The organism is Haloechinothrix alba (assembly GCF_900188115.1).
In the GTDB taxonomy this organism is placed as follows: domain Bacteria; phylum Actinomycetota; class Actinomycetes; order Mycobacteriales; family Pseudonocardiaceae; genus Haloechinothrix; species Haloechinothrix alba.
In genome coordinates this window covers 235,853-255,905 of record NZ_FZNW01000002.1, presented here as the reverse complement: position 1 = coordinate 255,905, position 20,053 = coordinate 235,853, and the positions used below count along the sequence as shown (strand labels likewise).

Annotated in this window: 10 protein-coding genes; all 10 read left to right on the top strand. The window is 69.3% G+C overall.

The window, feature by feature from the left end; genetic code table 11:
- The first annotated feature begins 90 nt into the window (after window positions 1-90).
- Window positions 91-1,335, top strand: coding sequence for a PucR family transcriptional regulator (locus CHB84_RS02625; RefSeq protein WP_089299836.1), 1,245 nt, complete (start codon window positions 91-93; stop codon window positions 1,333-1,335).
- 878 nt (window positions 1,336-2,213) lie between these two features.
- Window positions 2,214-2,996: an SDR family NAD(P)-dependent oxidoreductase gene (locus tag CHB84_RS02620; protein WP_089299835.1), complete on the top strand. Its 783-nt coding sequence runs from the start codon at window positions 2,214-2,216 to the stop codon at window positions 2,994-2,996.
- Window positions 2,997-3,087: 91 nt separating this feature from the next.
- Entirely contained in the window at window positions 3,088-10,011 is a 6,924-nt protein-coding gene (locus CHB84_RS02615) for a type I polyketide synthase (RefSeq protein WP_089299889.1), read from the top strand.
- Window positions 10,012-10,034: 23 nt separating this feature from the next.
- On the top strand, window positions 10,035-13,034 hold the full coding sequence (locus CHB84_RS02610) for an acyltransferase domain-containing protein (RefSeq protein ID WP_141134554.1): 3,000 nt from the start codon (window positions 10,035-10,037) through the stop codon (window positions 13,032-13,034).
- A 12-nt stretch (window positions 13,035-13,046) separates the two neighbouring features.
- Window positions 13,047-13,364 (top strand): acyl carrier protein, encoded by a 318-nt coding sequence (locus tag CHB84_RS02605; protein ID WP_089299833.1) that lies wholly within the window; start codon window positions 13,047-13,049, stop codon window positions 13,362-13,364.
- 4 nt (window positions 13,365-13,368) lie between these two features.
- Complete coding sequence (locus CHB84_RS02600) at window positions 13,369-14,184, top strand: alpha/beta fold hydrolase (RefSeq protein WP_089299832.1); 816 nt, start codon at window positions 13,369-13,371, stop codon at window positions 14,182-14,184.
- Entirely contained in the window at window positions 14,181-15,338 is a 1,158-nt protein-coding gene (locus CHB84_RS02595; RefSeq protein ID WP_089299831.1) for a glycosyltransferase, read from the top strand. The genes CHB84_RS02600 and CHB84_RS02595 overlap by 4 nt, the downstream gene beginning before the upstream one ends.
- 234 nt (window positions 15,339-15,572) lie before the next feature.
- Window positions 15,573-17,657: an AMP-binding protein gene (locus CHB84_RS02590; RefSeq protein WP_089299888.1), complete on the top strand. Its 2,085-nt coding sequence runs from the start codon at window positions 15,573-15,575 to the stop codon at window positions 17,655-17,657.
- A gap of 269 nt (window positions 17,658-17,926) precedes the next feature.
- Window positions 17,927-19,195, top strand: a complete 1,269-nt coding sequence (locus CHB84_RS02585) for a DUF6801 domain-containing protein (protein WP_141134553.1) — start codon at window positions 17,927-17,929, stop codon at window positions 19,193-19,195.
- 58 nt (window positions 19,196-19,253) lie between these two features.
- Window positions 19,254-20,051: an MlaE family ABC transporter permease gene (locus CHB84_RS02580; protein ID WP_089299887.1), complete on the top strand. Its 798-nt coding sequence runs from the start codon at window positions 19,254-19,256 to the stop codon at window positions 20,049-20,051.
- Window positions 20,052-20,053: the final 2 nt, after the last annotated feature.

Sequence of the window (20,053 nt, the reverse complement as noted above, 5' to 3'; positions counted from 1 at the left end):
GCCTGGCGGTTGACTCTATCGTCGTGCTACTACCCCAGCAGCCCCGGTGCGGGGCTGGTCCCGTTCCATCGTCAGGCGGGGGTGACGCCGGTGGCCGCCGATCTCGGTCAGCCGCATTCGGGGACGGCTCAGCATCGCGGTGCCCCGGTCCATGCCACGAGCGCCCAGGACATTTTCGCGCTCATCGACCCCGAGGAGTTCGCGCAGCACCTCGCACCCATCACCAGACGGATGATCAAGGACGTGATCAACGAGATCCGGGTGGGGGTTTCGGCGTACGACAGGCCGCTCGAAGGGGAGTTCGGCAAGGTGATCGTGACCAGCGTCGAGAAGGCCATCCACCACGTCATCGACAATCTGGGCTCATCCGAAGTGGATCGGACCGGCTGGGAGGAGTGGTTCAGGGAACTGGGTCGTCGCCAGTTCCGGTCGGGGACGTCCATGGACGTCATGCACTCGGCGGTCGGTATCGGTACCCAGGTGGCGTGGCGCCACCTGCGGGTGTCCGGTGAGTCCTTGGGAGTGCCGACCGGCACGCTGTTCACCTTCGCCGACGGCCTGTTCAAGTACTCCGACGAGCTCGCGGCGACGGTGAGCGCGGGCTATGCCGAAGCCGCGGCGAACTCGCGCGACGGCATCGACCACAGACGGCGCCGGCTGCACCGGCTGCTGGTGTCGGGCGAGGCGGAGTCGCGGCAGGCGCTCGTGGAGCTGGCGAGCGCGACCGACTGGCCGCTGCCGGAGCATGTCGGTGTGGTCGCGATCGAACACGACCCCGCCCGGACCCGTAACGTTACGCCCGAACTCGGAAGCGACGTGCTTGTCGATCTGGACGGCACTGTCCCGAGTCTCGTCATGAGCGACCCTGAGCAGTACGTGGACGCCCTGCGGGAGGAACTCGCCTGCCGCAGGCTGGCCGTCGGGCCGGTCGTCGCGGTGGAGGAGGCGCACACCTCGTTCAACATGGCGCGACAGGCACTGGAGCTGGCCGAGCGCGGCCACATGCCCGACGAGGAAGTCATCATGTGCGCCGACCGGCTGGCGGACCTGGCGATCAGTTCTGACGAGTACCTGCTTCGGCGCATCAGCGAGACGGCACTGGCCCCGTTGTCCGGCCTCACGCCCAAGCAGCGTGCGCGAATGTCGGAGACACTGCTGGCATGGCTCGGTGTCAATGATGGTTGTGTGACCGATATCGCCGAGCGGCTCGGCGTGCATCCGCAAACCGTCCGTTACCGCCTCGGCAAGCTGCGGGAGCTGTTCGGCGAGAGCTTGGACGATCCGGAACAGCGTCTGCGGCTCGAGATGGCCCTGCGCGCGCCGGCTGAGCAGTAGCTGCGGGGGTCTGAGAAGAAGTCGCCGGAGCCGCCACGCCCGAGCGGTTCGCCGAACTCGCCGTCACGTGGGGTGGCCGACAACTCGTGACCGTTCCCCTCCGGCGCAGATCGCGGGAAGAATTCATTTCATTCGCGTCCGCCGTCACGTTTGAAGACGCATCATCCCCGGTATCACCAACTGGAAACCGGACCGCGTGCACAGTCCGAACGACACTCCACCATCCGGGCCGCTACGGACGCCGAAATATAGCCGGATGCGTGGAAATCTGCAACGTCGTGGTGAACCGAAATCGATGCCGTTCGTTGATTTTGTCACGATGCCACACCTGCCTGCCGCGCGGTTGTAGAGCGTGTATGACTGACATCTCCCCGGATTCCCGGCCGGCAGAAGGAGGTCCAATTGTGAGCCGGGGTTCCGGGAATTCCGGGGAGTCGGGCCCTGTGGTGTGTCCTGGTAGACCGGTGCGCGGCCGGGAGTTCGCTCCTGTCACCCGGCCGAGGTCGATCCCGCTGCTCAGGCATGCTTCTACTCAGCATGCGACAAGTCTGTGCGACGAATGCTGAAAACCCGGACGCATGTTGCCGAGCAGGCGTCGAGTACTGCTTGACGGTCGGCGTACGCACGGCCTAACGTCATCGAGCAGTCGCCGGAAATCGCTGATCGATCCGGGGCGGTGTCCTGTCCGGAAAGCGTCCGTAGAATTAACGCGTTCTCGGTGCTCTGCAGTTTTTCCGGTTCCGTACGAGGCACGCCGATCCCGATAGAAACGATTCGTCCGGGTGAGGTTCGGAATACTGGAGCGATGCCGAGTGGTGGATGCCCCGGTGCGGGCCCTGGTGTGAGGTGATCCGGCAGCGGGCCGAGAGGATTCCGTTATGAAATTGCACGGAACGACGATAGTCGTCACGGGCGCGGGGAGAGGGATCGGTGCCGCCCTCGCCCGCTCGTTCGCAGGCGAGTATCCGCGCGGCATCGTCGTCGCCGACGTCGATGCGGAAGGCGTCTCGAGCGTGGCCGACGAGATCCGCGATCGTGGCGTGGCGGCCCTCGGAGTGCACGTGGACGTCTCCGACAGCGGGCAGGTAGCGACTCTGGTGCGGGAGACGGAGCACGCATTCGGTCCCCCTGACGTTGTGTGTTCCAACGCCGGTATTGCCATGGGGCAGGGTCTGCACGCGGCCCAGCAGCACTGGGCCCGCTCATGGGCGGTCAATGTCATGGCTCACGTGCACCTCGCTCAGGCGGTGTTGCCACGCATGTCGGTCCGGGGGCAGGGGTACTTCCTGCTCACGGCGTCCGCCGCGGGCCTGCTCGGGTTACCGGGTGATGCGCCGTACTCGGTGACGAAGGGAGCCGCTGTCGGGCTGGCGGAATGGCTGGCCATGACGTACGGGGACAGTGGCGTGGGTGTCGGTGTGCTGTGCCCGCTCGGGGTGCGCACGGACCTGCTGATGCCGGCTGTGGACGCGGGCCATCCGGCGGCGCGGGCCGTTGCCGAGCACGCACCCATCATCACACCGGAGGAGGTCGCCGACGCGGCACTGCGCGGGATCGCCTGTGGCGAGTTCCTGATCCTGCCGCATCCCGAGGTGCGGGCGATGTACGCGACCAAGGCGACGGATCCGCAGGCGTGGCTGGCACGGCATACGGCGAGCTGATGACTGGCGATGCGCATCACACCGGCGCACGTACTGCAGTGGCGGTTGGCGCCTGCACGGCAGGCGACGAGTTGTGATCAGGGAGGAAGCCATGTCAGCAGCCGGGCCACGACCCGATGTACTGCTCGGGGTGAACCCGTGCGGTACACCGGACGCACGGATGTGTGCGGCGGTGAGCGCGGCGGGTGGCCTGGGCGTCATCGACCTCGGGTGCGGGGATGCCCGCTCCCGGAACGAGCTGGTCCGCGTTGTCGAAGGGGGGAACACGGACCGGTTCGGCGTACGGGTGGACGGCGAGTGCGCACTCACGTACGAGGAGGTCGCCGAGTTGCTCGGTGACAGCGCCGGCGCGTTGGAAGTGGTCGTGCTGGGCTGGGACGCACCGTGGGAGCCGTGGCAGATCGCCGACCGTGTCGTCGTGCTTGTCGAGGTCGCGAGCCGGCAGGAAGCTGTCGTGGCACGCGAGTCCGGAGCCGATGGTGTGGTCGCCAAGGGAAACGAAGCGGGCGGCAGGGTCGGCGAGCTCGGCTCGTTCGTGCTGTTGCAGCAGCTGCTGTCCGAACCGCGACACGGACTGCCGGTATGGGTGTGCGGCGGAATCGGACCGCAGACCGCAGCCGCCGCCGTGACCGGGGGTGCCGCGGGTGTGGTGCTGGACACCCAGCTCGCGCTCCTGCCGGAATCCGAACTGCCCGGGTACATCCGCGGCACCCTTGCCGCGAGCGACGGGACGGACAGTCGCGTGGTGGACGGCAGGCGGGTGATCCCGGCGCGGGTACCGGGTACCGGGCGTGGCGCAGGCAACGGTGGTGCCGGTGCCGAGGCGGTGCACATCGTCGCCGGCCAGGACGCGGGCCTCGCCACACGGTTCGTGGAGCACTACGGCGGTGTCGCCAGGGCGGTCCGGTCGGTGCTGGCCGCGATGCACGGCACTGCCGAGCCCGGCAACCATGCCGACCTGCGGGCAGGATCACCGCTGAGCGGGCGCCTCGGCGGCGACCTCCCTATCGCGCAGGGCCCGATGACGAGGGTGAGTGACCAGGCGGATTTCGCGGCAGCTGTCGCCGGGGCCGGCGCGACGCCGTACCTGGCGCTCGCGCTGTCCAGCGGAGAGCAGGTGTCGGACCTGCTGGAACGGACCGATGCCCGGCTCGGCGAGCGACCGTGGGGCGTGGGGATCCTCGGGTTCGCCCCGGACGATCTGCGTGCCGCACAGCTCAATGCGGTGCTGCGGTTCAGGCCGCGCACGGCGGTGATCGCAGGGGGCAGGCCGGACCAGGCACGTGACCTGGAGGACGCCGGCATCTCGACGTTCCTGCACGTGCCGTCGCCAGGCCTGCTCGAGCAGTTTCTGGACGCCGGGGCGCGCAAGTTCGTGTTCGAGGGATCCGAGTGCGGTGGACATGTGGGACCACGTAGCTGCTTCACACTGTGGCAGCAGCAGCTCGGCGTACTCCGTGACTTCATCGCGGCGGGAGGTGCCGGCGAGGAGCTGGAGGTGCTGTTCGCAGGCGGCATTCACGATGCTCGTTCCTCGGCGATGGTCTCGGCGATGGCCGGTCCGCTTGCCGGGGAGGGAGCCGCTGTCGGGATTCTCATGGGGACCGCGTACCTGTTCACCGAGGAAGCGGTCGCGTGCGGCGCCGTCGGACCGGTGTTCCAGCAGGTTGCCAGGGAAGCGCAACACACGGAGTTACTGGAGACCGCCCCCGGACACGCCACCCGGTGCGTGGAGAGCCCGTTCACCTCCGAATTCACGTCGATCGCAGCGAACCTGCGGGACCAGGGACTGGACAGGCGCGCGGTCTGGGAGCGGCTCGAGCAGCTCAACGTCGGCAGGCTGCGCATAGCCAGCAAGGGTGTGCGGCGGGACGGCGACTCGCTCGTGGCCGTCGACGATGCCGAGCAGCACCGGTCCGGGATGTTCATGGCAGGCCAGGTTGCCACGCTGCGCCACGGGCTCACCACACTGGCTGAGCTGCACGAGGAGGTCACCGGGGGCGCCGCCGCGTTCCGGGACGCGAGCATCGACCGGATCCGGCGCTGTATCGGCGATGCCGAGTCACCACCCGAACCGGAACCCCTCGACATCGCGATCGTCGGAATGTCCAGCATGTTCCCGCAGGCGGCCACGCTGGAGGAGTACTGGTCGAACGTCGTGTCCAATGTGGGCGCCATCACCGAGGTTCCCCCTGAACGGTGGGACGTCGACACGTACTTCGTCGCGCAGGATGCTCCGGCGACACCGACCGGCGGGGACTCGACACCGTCGAAATGGGGAGGGTTCCTCCCGGACATCCCGTTCGACCCGACGCGGTTCGGTATCCCGCCGGGATCACTCGCGTCGATCGAGCCGGTACAGCTACTCGCGCTGCACGCGGCGGACAGGGCGCTCGTCGATGCGGGTTACGCGCGAACCGGGTTCGACCGTTCGCGTACCGGAGTCGTCTTCGGTGCCGCCGCGGGTAGCGACCTGGCCAACGCGAAGACGTTGCGGATGGTGCTGCCGTCCTACTCGGGCGAGCTTCCCGAGGAACTCGACAACTGCCTGCCGCGCCTGACCGAGGACAGCTTGCCGGGACGGCTGTCCAACGTGATTGCCGGTCGGATCGCCAACCGGTTGGACCTGGGCGGCTCGAACTACACGATCGACGCGGCATGCGCCGCATCGCTGGCCGCGCTGGACACCGCGTGTAAGGAGCTGGCGACCAATTCGGCGGACATGATGCTCTGCGGCGGCGCGGACCTGCACAACGCGATCGAGGACTACCTGCTGTTCGCCTCGGTCGGGGCGCTGTCTCCGACCGGTAGCTGCAAGACGTTCGACTCCTCGGCCGACGGTATCGCGCTCGGCGAGGGCGTCGCGTGCCTCGCGCTGAAAAGGCTCAGCGACGCCGAACGCGACGGTGACCGGGTATACGCGGTGATCAAGGGAGTGGCCGGTGGTAGCGACGGTAAGGCTCTCGGCCTGACCGCTCCTCGCCCGGAAGGGCAACGCAGGGCGTTGGACCGGGCGTACGGTCTCGCCGGCGTATCGCCGCGCCAGGTCGGCCTGGTCGAGGCGCACGGCACGGGGACCGTCGTCGGGGACCGTACGGAACTGACGACACTGACCACGCTGTTCGACGAGGCGGGCACCGAGCCGGGTTCGTGCGTGCTCGGGTCGGTGAAGTCGCAGATCGGCCACACCATGTGCGCCGCGGGCCTCGCCGGGCTGATCAAGTCCGCCATGGCCATCTACACCGGGATTCTCCCGCCCACAAGGGCGATCGGCGAACCCAACCACGCGTGGTCGCCGGAGCACAGCCCGTTCGTGTTCCGGGAACAGGCGGTGCCCTGGGCGGCGGCTCCCAGGGACAGGATCGCGGGGGTGAGTGCCTTCGGGTTCGGCGGGACCAACTTCCACGCCGTTCTCGCCGGGCACTCCGCTGCTGATTCGAACAGGCACGGGCTGTGGAACTGGCCTGCGGAACTGTTCACCTTCCGGGGTGCCGACCGCGCGTCCGCGCACGGCGAGCTGGAGTGGTTGTCGGCTCTCGTCGAAACCAACGAGTCGCACGGCAGGCCGTGGAGGCTGCGTGATCTGGCCTGCACAGCATCGGCCCGATCGGATCGCGGAACCGAGCCGGTGCAGGTCGCGATCGTGGCGGCGGACCTCGACGAGCTCGCAGGCTCGTTGCGGGCAGCCCTCGACGGCCGCACCGACGTCGACGGAGTCGTGTTCCGCGCGACCGGTGAGGAGCCGGAAGGCAAGCTGGCCGTGCTGTTCCCCGGCCAGGGGAGCCAGTACCCCGGAATGATGGCGGAGCTGTTCGGCGCGTTCGACGAGCTCAGGCGCATCGCTGTGCGGGACCCGGACACCCATGCCGCCATGTTCCCACCGGCAGCGTTCGATGCCGGGACCGCGCGTGACCAGCGTGAGCGGCTGCGCGACACGAGGATGGCGCAACCCGCGCTCGGGGTGACCGGCCTCGGGGTGCACTACCTGCTCGGCAGGCTGGGGATCCGGCCGGACGCCTACGCCGGACACAGCTACGGTGAGCTGGTCGCGCTCGCCGCGGCCGGAGCGATCGACGAACACTCGCTGCCCGCGCTGTCGAAGGAACGGGCCGACGCCATGGTCACCGCGGCCGGCAGCGATCCCGGCGGTATGGCCGCGGTGCGGGCCGACCGGGAAACCGTCGACGGTGTCCTCGACGGCGCCCCCTCGCTCGGCTCGGTCGTCGTGGCCAACTACAACGCACCCGGCCAGGTGGTTGTGTCCGGGCCGGCAACCGGGCTGGACAGGGCGATCGAGCTGCTGAGCGCGATGGGACTTCCCGTGACCCGGTTGAACGTCGCTTGCGCGTTTCACAGCCCGGTCGTCGAGGATGCCGCGGGGCTGTTCGCGACTGCCCTGGAACCGTTGCCGGTCGGTGCTCCACGCACCCAGGTCTGGTCGAACCGCACGGCAAGCGCGTACCCGGGCGACGGGAAGGCCGTGCGTTCCGAGCTCGCCGCGCAGATCGCGGCGCCGGTCGACTTCTGCGGCCAGATCGAAGCGATGTATGCCGACGGGTTCCGGGTGTTCCTGGAAGCCGGCCCCGGTTCGGTGCTCGGCGGGCTCGTCGGCGCGGTGCTCGGGGACCGGCCGCATACCGTCGTCGGCTGCGACGAGGCCGGCGGCGGGCTGCGTGGCTTCCTGCGTGCCGCTGCCACCCTCGCGGTCTCCGGGAGCGACGTGCGGACCGGCTGGTTGTTCACCGGGCGGGACGCCCGGGACGTGTCCACGTCCCGGGCGCCCGGGCGGCCACGCTGGACCGTCAACGGCCACCTCGCCCGTACGGCGGACGGGAAGGTTGTGCCTGGTGGATTGTTCCCCGCCGACGAGGTGAAAGGCACCGTGATGTTCGGAGACGGCCCGGTGGGCGATACCGGCCCCACCGACGAGGTGATGAGCGAGTTCCTGCGCAACAGCAGGGAGATGGTGGCCGCGCAGCGCGACGTGATGCTGTCCTACCTCGGTGCCGATCCGGGTGTGCCGCTCGAGGTGCCGGGCAGGACCGACGGAGAACGGCGCGCGATGGATGCCGGGCGGGACGCGGACCGGCGGACCGGCCAGGACGACGGACAGCTGCAGGAGCCCCCGCCGGAGCGTCGCGTTCCGGACGACCGGGTCGGGGCGGATGCCGGCGGTCAGGCGAGTGCCGGCGACGAGCTGGCACGCGTCGTCGACGTGCTTGCACGCAGGACCGGATACCCGCCGGAGATGATCGAACCGGATCTCGACCTGGAAGCGGACCTGAGCGTGGATTCCATCAAGCGCACCGAGGTCGCCGGTGAGCTCATCGCAGGGTCACCCGGCGGGGCTCCGGTGAGCGCCGAGGACCTCGCGAGGACACGTACCGCGCGGGCGATGGCCGAAGCGCTGTCCGGGTCGGCCGCTACGGCGGGCACCGCGCCGGACACCGCGGGCCGGGACGGCGCAGCGGGGGAGAGTGCGACCCCGGCCGGCGAGAACGCGGACGCGCCCGCTACCCCGGTGGATGCCGGGCGGGTCCCGGCCACGCAGCCGCCCGTTCGACACGTCCTGCGGCTGGAGGATGCCGAAGCCGGCGACACGGAGCCCGCCGACGTCCTGGTCGGCGCCCGCGTTGCCGTGGTCGGCGGCTGCGAGCTCGCGGAACATGTCGCCGACGAGCTCTCCGCGCGGGGCGCCACCGCGTGGGTGGTCGCGGACGGGACGCGGTACGCGGCCGAGCTGGAATCCGATGACGGCGATCTCGACGGTCTGGTCGTGCTGAACGCGCTCGACAACGACGCCGAGCCGTCACTGCCGCGCGACTACCCGCTGTTCAGGTGCGCGTTGGCGCGGCGGCCGCGGTGGGTACTCGCCGTGGCTCCGCACGGCAACGGTGCGCGGGCATCGCTGGGCCTGCGGGGACTCGTACGCACCCTGTACAAGGAACATCCCGGCACGCGGGTGCGGCTCGTGGAGGTCGACCGCGACGAGCCGGTCGGGATGCTGGCATCGACGGTACTGAGCGAGATGCTGACCGCAGGGCCGGATCCGGTGGTCGCCGTGGAGGGAGGTTCCCGGAGGTCGTTCCGCATGGTCGTCGCCGAACGCGGCGCGCCGCACGCGGACGACCGGGCGAACGGCCGGCCGGATCCCGTGTCGGACATGGGCCTCGGCCCGGACTCGGTGGTCCTGCTCATCGGCGGCGCGCGTGGCATCACCGCCCGGGTGGCGCAGCGGTTGGCAGCCGACTCCGGTTGCCGAATCCGGCTCGCGGGACGGACCCCGCCGCCATCCGAACCCGAGGACGCGGAGCTCGCCGCGGCTGCCGATCTGCCCGCGCTACGGTCGGTACTCGCCCGCCGTGGTCGCGCAGGACCGCAGGACATCGACCTGCAGGCACGGGAGATCCTCGCGCGGCGTGAGGTGACGGATACGCTCGCCGAGCTGAGCGAGACAGCGGCCGACGTGCGGTACCACACGGTCGACGTCACCGAGCCCGGGTCGGTCCGCGGGCTGGTCAAGGAGATCTACGCAGAGGACGGCAGGATCGACGGTGTCGTCTACGCGGCAGGAGTGATCGAGGACCGCCTGGTCGCCGACAAGGACACCGAGTCGTTCCAGCGCGTGTACTCAACCAAAGTGGACGGTGCAGGCGAGCTGCTGGAAGGCCTTGCCGATGGCGGTGAACCGCCATCCTTCGTCGTGCTGTTCGGCAGCATCGCCGCCGCCCTCGGAAATCGCGGGCAGGCCGACTACGCGGCGGCCAACGATGCGTTGGAGGGGATCGCCGCTCGATCGCCGCGGCCGCTGTCCGGAAGGGTGCGCACGATCCACTGGGGTCCGTGGGCGCCGGCAGCCGAGCACGGCGGCATGGTCACCCCCGAGCTGGAGCGCAGCTACGCCGAACGTGGCGTCTCGCTGATGGATCCTGATGCGGCGATCGGCGAGCTGTTCGCCGAACTGGCTTGGGGTCCCGCGGATGGCGTGCCGATCGTGACGGCGTCCGGCTGGTGACGTGGCGGGTGCAGGGTGCAGCGATGACACGTGCTGACGTATCAGGAACGGCCGGGCAACGTGGCCGGGAGGCCCGGGCCGGGGGCGAGCAGGACGTGCTGCTGCTGGCCGGGCGCTCGGCCGCGGAGCTTGCCGGGCGGCTCGAGGGCCACCGGAGCGGAACGCCGGACGTGGGCGCACATCACCAGGAGCCGGGTCCGCGGGTGGCGCTCATCGGGCCGACCCGCGAACGCTGCGAGCTGGCCGCGCGGATCGTGCGGAAGGAAGCCCCGTGGCGGGGACGTAAGGACATCTGGTTCAGCCCGGAACCGTTGCTCTCCGCGGGCGGTGGTATCGCTTTCGTGTTCCCCGGCCTGGAGGCCGAGTTCTCGCCGAGTGTGACCGATGTAGCCGGGTGGCTCGGTACCTCCGTCGGCGATCTGGATACCCACACGCTCGGTAGGTACGCCGCCTCCGTGTTCACGGTCAACGAGCTGATGTATCGCGCGTTGCGCACGCTGGGACTGCGACCGGACGCGCTCGCCGGGCACAGCGTAGGCGAATGGTCGGCGATGCGGGCGGCAGGGATCCTGCCGGAACGGGACTTCGTACGGATGATCGAACGTGCGGACCTGGATGCACTGCGCGTACCCGGACTCGAGTTCGCGGTACTCGGCTGCTCGGCGGAGCGCGCGGCCTCAGCGGTCCGTGGTAGGGGCGGCATCGTCGTATCGCACGAGAACTCACCCAACCAGACAGTCGTGTGCGGCCCAGGCGAAGCGGTATCCACACTGGTCGACGAGTTGCGGGCGAACGGTGTGATCAGTCATGTACTCCCGTTCCAATCGGGTTTCCACACACCGATGTTCGAGGACTACCTGGGGCCGTTCCGTGCAGAGGGCGTGCCGAGCCTGCCGATGCATCCCGCCACGATCCCGGTGTGGTCGGCGACCACGGCCACACGTTTCCCGGACGATCCCGGACGCATCCGGGACCTGAGTGTCCGTCACATGATCGAGCCGGTGCGCTTCGGCGCGCTGATCCGGCAGCTGTACGACTCCGGCGTCCGGATGTTCGTGCAAGCCGGCTGCGGGCAGCTCGGCTCGCTGGTCGACGATACGTTGCGCCAGTCCGAGCACCTGACGATCACCGCGAACTCCCCGCACCGATCGGGGACCGGACAGCTGCGGCGCGTTGCGGCCGCGGCGTGGGTCGAGGGCGGGAACCCCGACTTCTCCGTCCTCGACCCGGATACCGCGGCACCGGCCGCGGGTGCCGCGGTATCACCCCCTACGAACCGGGCCGAGCTCGCGCAGGCGACGCGCCTGCGCGAGCTCGGTGCCCGCTTCCCTGCCGCGGCCGAGTTCGGGATGTTGCTTGAGGAGAGCGCAGCGTCCGTGGCCGAGGTGATCGAAGCGGCCGATGCCGGCGGGCGCGGCAGGCGCGCGCGCCCACCCCGGGTTCACGCCGCCGGTCGCCGCCGCACCGCAGGCCCGCACCCCGCGCCCGGCGCGCTGCGGCACACCTTGCCGGTCGACGTCGAGTCGATGCCGCATCTGCTCGACCACTGCATGGCCGCGCAGCGTGCCGGCTGGCCGGACCACTCCGACCGCAGGCCGGTCATGCCCGCGACAGGCATGATCGCGCATCTGGCCGGGGCCGCGCGCGCCGCGGCTCCCGGCAGGGTGGTCACCGAGGTCTCCGACGTGCGGTTACGTCGCTGGCTCGTCGCGGCGCCGGGGCAGCAGGTGCCTGTCGAGGTCGAACCATTGGACCGGCACCGCGTGTCTGCGCGGTTGGGTGGCTTCGCGGATGCCGTGATCACGCTCGGCGACCGGTACCCGGATGATGCGCCGGAACCGTGGCCGCCCGCCAGGTACGAGCGCGTACCCGAGCTGTCCGCCAGGCGTCTCTACGACGAGGGATGGATGTTCCACGGCCCGGCGTTCCAGGGCATCACTCGCTCCACGGCGATCTCGCCGGAGTCGTTCCGGGCCGAGATAACGGTGCCGTCCGCGCCGGGTGCGTTGCTCGACAACGTCGGCCAGATGATCGGCCAGTGGCTGGTGGAGAACCATCCGCGACGGTGTATCGCCTTCCCCGCACGCATCGAACGGATCCGGTTCCACGCGCCCGAGCCGCCCACCGGACAGACTGTCGGCGGCGCCGTCCGGGTGACCTCGCTCAGTGATGAGCACGTGGTGGTCGACGGTCAGGTCACCGTGAACGGGAGCGTGGGAGTGTCGGTGACCGGTTGGCAGGACTACCGGGTCGACGGGGACGAGCGGGCGTGCGCCGTGCACCGGTTGCCCGGAACCAACACGATCGCGCGCGAACAGCCCGGCGGCTGGTGGTTGCTCGCGGAACCGTGGAACGGCCTCGCCTCCCGTGAGTTCTTCGTGCCCAAGTATCTCGGCGCATCCGAGCGCGCGGAGTACGAGGCCTGCGATCCGCCCGAGCGCAGGCGTTGGCTACTTGCCAGGGTGGTGGTCAAGGACGCGGTTCGGGGCCTGCTGTGGCGGCGCGGGCACGGCGCCGTCTATCCCGCCGAGCTCCACGTCTCCTGCGACCGTAGTGGCCGGTACCGAGTTGGCGGTGTGTACGGGCTCCGGGTCGGTGACCTGCCGGTGGCCGTGGATCAGTGTGACGGGCTCAGCGTGGCGTGGGTGCCCGGGCACGCGCACGCCCAGCCCGATGTCGCTATCGGGGAGGTCTCCTCAACGGCACTCGAGACGGCCAACGACGTGGCACCCGCGGAGGAGCGCCTCCTCGATCGGCTACGTCATATGACCGGAGACGCCTTACCGGTGGCCATGGCCCGGCTCGCCGTCGCACGCATGGTGGTCCGGCGTGCGAGGCCGGGAGAGGTCGGGATCGAAGCGGAAGCGATCGCCGCGGGCGGCGAGTCGCACGGCGAGATCGCGATCGACGTCGCCTCGGCGACGCGGAGCAGGCGCGTGCGGGTAGCGGTCGTGCCCGAGCCGGGCGGCACGCGGGAGTACGCGGTCGCCCGGACCGACGGCGCAGCGGACAACGAGCTGTAGGGAGGTAGTGCCATGACCACGAGCGAGGCGATTCCGGCGGAGACCGCCCTCGACGACATCCGTGCGATGCTGCTCGAACTGCTCGACGAGTACGGGCTGGAGGACGGCACCGAGATCACCCGTGACACCGCGTTTCACGAGGATCTCGGCCTGGAAAGCATCGACCTGGTGGCGCTCGGCTCGCGCCTCGCCGAGCGCTACGGCGAACACGTCAACCTCGCCGCGTTCCTCGCGGAGATGGAACTCGACGACGTGATCGGCCTGCGTATCGGATCGCTCGTCGATTTCGTCGTGCACAGTACAGGCAGGTTTCGAAACAGGGAGAGTTGAGACGGTGGGCAGGGTAGACGTCAACGGGGTCAGTACCCACTTCCAGCGGCTGGCGGCGCGACCGTCCGGAGGGGAGCCGGTTCCGACGGTGGTTTTCGTGCACGGCTTGGGATACGACAGCCTGGCGAGCTTCTACCTGACCCTTGCGGCCCCGTTCGCCGAGCACGGCATCGACGTGCTCACCTACGACTTGCGCGGGCACGGGCGTAGCGCGCGGCCGGCTACAGGCTACCGGGTGAGCGACTTCGTGGCCGACCTGCGTGGCCTGCTCGCCGAGCTCGCCGAGGACCGTCCTGTGCACGTGATCGGAAACAGCTTCGGCGGAACGATCGCGTTCAGCTTCGCGGCGACCCACCCGGAACGGGTCAGCAGCGTCGTGGCGATCGAGGGTGAGCCGGCAACCCAACCGTGGGCGGACAAGATGGAGCGCACGTTCGGCAACGTGCTCGACGAGGCGCGTGATCCGGCCAACATCGAATGGCTGGAGCGTACGTACGGCAAGCACCACGCCCGCCTGGCGACGGCTGCGCTGCGCATCATCGAGTCGACGAGCATCGTCGCGGACGTCCCCTCCGGGCCGCTGCTGGGTGAGCAGGAGCTGCGTGCGCTGCACTGCCCGGTGATGACGGTGGTCGGTAGCGACGGATTCCAGCGGGACGACCCGTACGCGTTGCAGGCCGTCCTGCCGAGCTGCAGGACCGAGGTGATCAACGATCAGGACCATTCCGTCCTCGTCGAGCGCCATCACCTGCTGCGCTACTTGTTGCTGAACTGGGTTACCGAGCAGGAGCACCTGAGATGGTTGGGAGAGGTGGCGTGAGCCGATTCCTTTTCGTCGTCCCGCCGTTCGCCGGGCACGTGCATCCCACGATCGGTGTGGCCTCCGAGTTGACAGCGCGCGGGCACGGTGTCGCATGGGCTGGTGACACGGATGCGCTGGGCGGGCTGCTGCCCGGCTGGGCGCGCGTGTACGGGTGTGCCCCCGCTCCGATCCACCCGCGGCCACCCGGGCTGCGCGGGTTCGGCGCGTTGAGGTACCTCTGGGAACAGGTGCTCGTCCCGGTCACCGAGTCGATGGTGTCCGGGGTGGAGGAAGCAGTCGAGCGGGAGAAGCCCGACGTTCTGGTCGTCGACCAGCAGGCGTTCGCAGGCGGCCTCGTCGCCGACCGGATGGGACTGCCGTGGGTCACCTCGGCGACGACATCCGCCGAGCTGACCGACCCGCTTGCGGGCTTCCCTCAGGTGCGCGACTGGGTGGCCGGGCAGCTGCACATGCTCCGAAAGAGGTTCGGGACCGAGCGGGGGACGGAGGACGTGCGGTTCTCCCCGTACCTGGTGCTTGCGTTCACCACAGCGGCACTGGCCGGTGCGGATGCTGCAGGGAACTCGGTCAGGTTCGTCGGGCCGGTGACACGCGAGCGTCGCGGTGACGTGGACTTCCCGTGGCCGCGGATCGACGGGATGCATCCACTCGTCTACATCACCCTGGGGACCGTCAACGATGCCACGGGGCAACGGTTCCTGACCGAGTGCGCGTCGGCGTTGCGTGATCGTCCGTGGGCGAGCGCGGTCATCGCGGATCCGGCCGGAGCGCTCGAAGACGTGCCGGAAAACGTCGTGGTCCGCTCGCATGTGCCGCAGCTGGAGCTGCTCGACCACGTCGACGTCGTGCTATGCCATGCCGGGCACAATACCGTCTGTGAGGCACTGAGCAGGGGATTACCCCTCGTTGTCGCGCCGATCAGGGACGACCAGCCGGTCATCGCAGACCAAGTGGAGCGCTCGGGCGCCGGCACCCGCCTGCGCTTCGGGCACGCGCGTGCCAGCCACATCGGCGCCGCGATCGATACGGCGCTGACCGATCCCTCCTACCGTTACGCCGCAGGGGAGATCGCGATGTCCTTCCTCGCCGCGGGGGGAGAACGTGCCGCCGCCGACCGTCTCGAAGGGGTACTGCACGCCCAGCCGACTTAGGCCGAGGCTGCCCGATCGCGTGCGGCCGTTCGCGGTCCGCGGTGTGCCCCGAGCGGGCATGCCCGGATCACGGACTTGACACATTCGCGCAATCCGGATGCGCGTCGTTGCGCGCATCTGACAGCTCTGCCCGCGTCGCCGCGCGGATCGATCCGATCCCATTGACCAGATGTGACGTACGTCGCTTAATGGAGTGCACTGTCAGGGTGGGCACTCGTGGGAAGGCGCTACGGCATGTCATCCGATTATGTAGCCTTCGACGCGCTGGTCGACCATGCCCCCGCGAGGTTGTGGGAGATTCTCGGCGACCCCGAGGTCTATCCCAGGTTCTTCACGGGGATCAGCTCCTGCGAGCGGGTCCCGTCGCACGATCCGGTGCACGGCACCACCTATCACGTGCGTGTCGACCGTGGCAGCGAGGGAGTCACGGAGTTCCGGTTGCAGGCGCTGATCAACCGGCAGGCGGAGAAGCTCGTGCTCGCGACGATCCCGGACACCGGATCGTGGGTATCGGTACACCTCTCCCCGCTCGGCGCAGGCCGTACGCGACTGGCTCTCGTGTTCTTCAACCCGCGTCTGCCGGTACCCGGCGGGCACGAGTGGTCGAAGGGCCGCATCAGGTCGTGGATGCGGGCGGCGCTCGCACGGGTCCGTGCGTACCTCGCGGGGGACTCCGGGGCGTACGTGGTCAACCGTGGCACCTCGGGCGGGTACGGGGCCGGCGTGCTGCGTACCCTGATGCGTTCGGGTGTGGTCGGTCCGGGGCGGCCGGACCGGGTACTTGCGCAGCTGCGATCCGTCGGCAGGTGGGGATACACGCTGGTGGGCGGGTACTCTGCCGCGGCGGCGCGAGAACCCGGCCGTACCGCGCTGGTCGACGGTGCGTCGTCGTGTACCTACGGCGAGATCGACCACCGCACCGACCGGCTGGCTGCGGGGTTGGCAGGCGTCGGTGTCGGCCCACGTAGCACCGTCGGCGTGCTCGCGCGTAACCACATCGCCATGATGGAGAGCGTGCTCGCCTGCGGGAAGCTCGGCGCTTCGGTGGTGTTGCTCAATACCGCTCTCGCCGGTCAGCAGGTGGAGGATGCCGTCGACGAGCACGGCGTGGGCACGGTGATCCTGGACGAGGACTTCGAGCCGCTCGTGCGTTACCTGCCGGACGGCGTCCAGCTGATCACGACCGGGCCGGGCGCCGGTGGCGCCGCGGGCCTGACGGTGCGCTCGCTGCGCACGACCGTCTCGCGTGCCGGGCGGAAACCACCGGCCCGGCCGGGCTCGGTAGTGGTGATGACCTCGGGTACGAGCGGTACCCCGCGCGGTGCGTTGCGCCCGTCGTCGAAGGGACTCGGCAGTGTCGCGGCGATGCTGTCGAGGATCCCGCTGCGGGTGGGCGAACGCATGCTGATCTCCGCACCGATCTTTCATGCCTGGGGCATGGCGGGAATGCTCATCACTACTCCACTGCGGGCGACCGTGGTGCTGCAGGAGCGCTTCGACGCCGAGGCGTGCCTGCGAACGATCGCGGAGCAGCAGTGCACTGCGCTGTTCGCCATCCCGATCATGCTCCGGCGGATTCTCGATCTACCTGCGGAGGTGCGGCAGAGGTATGACACCTCGAGCCTGCGCGTGGTCGCCAGCAGCGGGTCCGCGATGTCCGGGGCACTGGTAACGGAGTTCATGGACACCTTCGGCGATGTGCTGTACAACTTCTACGGTTCGACCGAGGTCTCGTGGGGCACCGTGGCCGATCCCGCGGACCTGCGGGCCGCGCCGACGACGGCGGGGAAGCCGCCGCTGGGAACCCGCCTGGGCATCCTGGACGTCGACGGCGCACCGGTGCCGCCAGGCGCGACCGGCCGCATCTTCGTCGGCAACGAGATGCTGTTCCACGGCTATACCGACGGCAGCAGCCGCGAGGTCCGTGATTCCCTGATGGATACGGGCGATCTCGGGTACGTGGACGCGAACGGACGGTTGTTCGTATCCGGCAGGCAGGACGAGATGGTCATCTCGGGTGGCGAGAACGTCTTCCCGCGCACCGTCGAAGAGGCGCTGGCCTACCTGCCGCAGGTGGCGGACGTAGCGGTCGTCGGTGTCGACGACGACGAGTTCGGGCAGCGGCTCGCCGCCTACATCGTCCTGCACGACGGTGCGCGACTGGACGCCGGGATGGTCCGGGCATACGTCCGGCACCGGCTGCCGCGGTTCGCCGTACCACGCGACGTCGTCTTCACCGACGAGCTTCCCAGGAACCCGACCGGTAAGCTCCTCAAACACCGGTTGATGGAGACACAGTGGCTGGCGTCGCGGTTCTGACCATCTGGTGGTCGCCGGTCGCAGGATCCACGCCGAACCGGCCGGATTTCGTGGTAGCTGCCTGACAATCCGGCCGCGCCGGTTTCGCGTGCCGGTGACAAGAATTCCGGGGTGCGCCCGGTCCGGCTGGGGGGATTTTTGCGAAGTGTTGTGGTCGCCGCAGCCCGCGTATAAGGTTTCCGGGAACGCAACGTTTTGGTCCATTAAGGATTTTGCCGGCAGGGTTCATTCCCCTGTCCGCGTCGTTCGGAAAACGGGAACTCGCGCACATGAAATTGCCTCGGTCTCGGAAGGTCCCGGCGAGAGCCGTATCGGCGGCCTTCGCGACCGCGCTCGCCGTCGGCTCCGCCGCGCTGGTCGCGGGCGCCGCGACGGCGGGTGACGTGTCGTTCGAGAGCGGGACCCGTTGCTCGGCAGGCTCGGGTGCCGGGTTCGACGCGGTCCTCGGGTTCACCGGCGCCCTACCCGATACTGTCGCCGAGGGGCAGGACGTCGAGCTCCCGCCGGTCGAGGCCGCGGTCACGCTGCCGTCCGCCGCGGTGGACGCGTTGCGCGGGTCCGGAGTCGAGCAGGTCGACATCGCCCTCGATGCGTCCCTCCGCCTCGGTCAGGGCGAGCGAACGACCGAGCTGCCGGTCGAGGGGATGGTGTCCGATGCCGTGTCCCTTCCCGGGTCCGGCGAGCTCGACGTCGCGCTGTCCGGCAGCGTCCCGGAGTACACGCCGGCCGACACCGGGCCCGTTCGGGTCGAGCTCGTCGAGCTGGTAGCGGGCGGCACCGCGTACCCGTCCGGAAGCGCGAAGCCGCGTCCGATCGAGTGCGCGGGTACGGGCCACGGCGAGGAACTCGGCACGATCACGGTCGCCGGTTCCGCCGAATCGCCAGGCGAGTCCACCGATGACGGTGGTGATCCCGCCGAGAGCGACGACTCCGGGGTCACCATGGCCGAGCCCGCAGCTCCCGGCATCGAACTCGACGTGTCGTTCGATGTGGACGCCGTCTCGCATATCGCGGGTCTCGGATCCGACCTGGAGTTGGAGCAGGGCCGCTTCGACGGCGTGATCTACGAGGAGGACGGCGAGAACAAGGTGCGGGGTGATCTGGACATCCCGCCGTCCGCCGGGTACTTCGTGGCCTTCGACTTCATGCCGACAACGAGCACGGTCGAGCTGGTCCAGCACGGTGAGGTCAGCGGTGACGCCGAGCTGGACCTCGCCGAGCAGCAGGCGCACGTCGATCTCGACGCCGAGCTGTTCGTGCTGCTGAGCGATGTCCGGCAGGACGGCGTGTCGCTCGGGGTCGGGGACGAGTGCCGCACGCGCGTTCCCGCTTCCATCGAGATCACCGGAACGGTGAACCTCGCGGAGGGAGCCGAGAGCCGGATGGATCGCTCCGAGTACACGATCCCCACATTCACCGGGTGCGGCATGCACGAGCCGTTGGATCCGTTGATGACCGGGCTGGTGTCGGGCGGGGGAAACCTGCTGGATACGACCCTGACCACGCGATGCATCGCAACGTGCCCGGAGCGGGAGTGAGATCCGTGAGCCCGTCGCGCTGTGGGACCGGTAACGACGAGTACGGCCGGGAGACATGATGGCCGGTGGAGTCACGACGCGGCCCGCGGACCTGATCGGGGGTGCGCTGCGGGAGTTCGGGCAGCTGTTCGCGATGGGACTCGACGTGTTCGCCGGGATGTTCCGCAGGCCGTTCCAGGTACGCGAGTTCGTCCAGCAGTTCTGGTTCGTGGCCAGCGTGTCCATCCTGCCCGCGGCGCTGATCTCGATCCCGTTCGGCGCGGTGATCACACTCCAGCTCGGTTCACTCACCGAGCAGATCGGTGCCGAGTCCTTCAACGGCGCCGCGAGCGTTCTCGCCGTGTTGCAGCAGGCGAGCCCGATCGTCACGGCGCTGGTGATCTCCGGAGCAGCAGGAGCCGCCATCTGCGCGGACCTCGGCTCGCGCACCATCCGCGAGGAGATCTCGGCCATGGAGGTGCTCGGCGTGTCGCCGCTGCACCGGCTCATGGTACCTCGCGTCCAGGCGACCATGCTGGTGGCCGCGTTGCTCAATGGCATGGTCAGCGTGGTGGGGGTGTGCGGCGGCTACTTCTTCAATGTCGTCATGCAGGGCGGCACACCGGGTGCCTTCCTGGCGAGCTTCTCGGCGCTGGCTCACCTGCCGGACTTGTGGGTGGGCACCCTCAAGGCGCTCGTCTTCGGTTTCCTCGCCGGCCTGGTGGCGTCCTACCGGGGATTGCGGCCGTCCGGCGGACCGAAAGGTGTCGGCGACGTGGTGAACCAGTCGGTCGTGATCACCTTCCTGCTGCTGTTCTTCGTGAACTTCGTGATCAGCCTCATCTACATCCAGATCGTCCCGCCTCAGGAGGTGTGAGC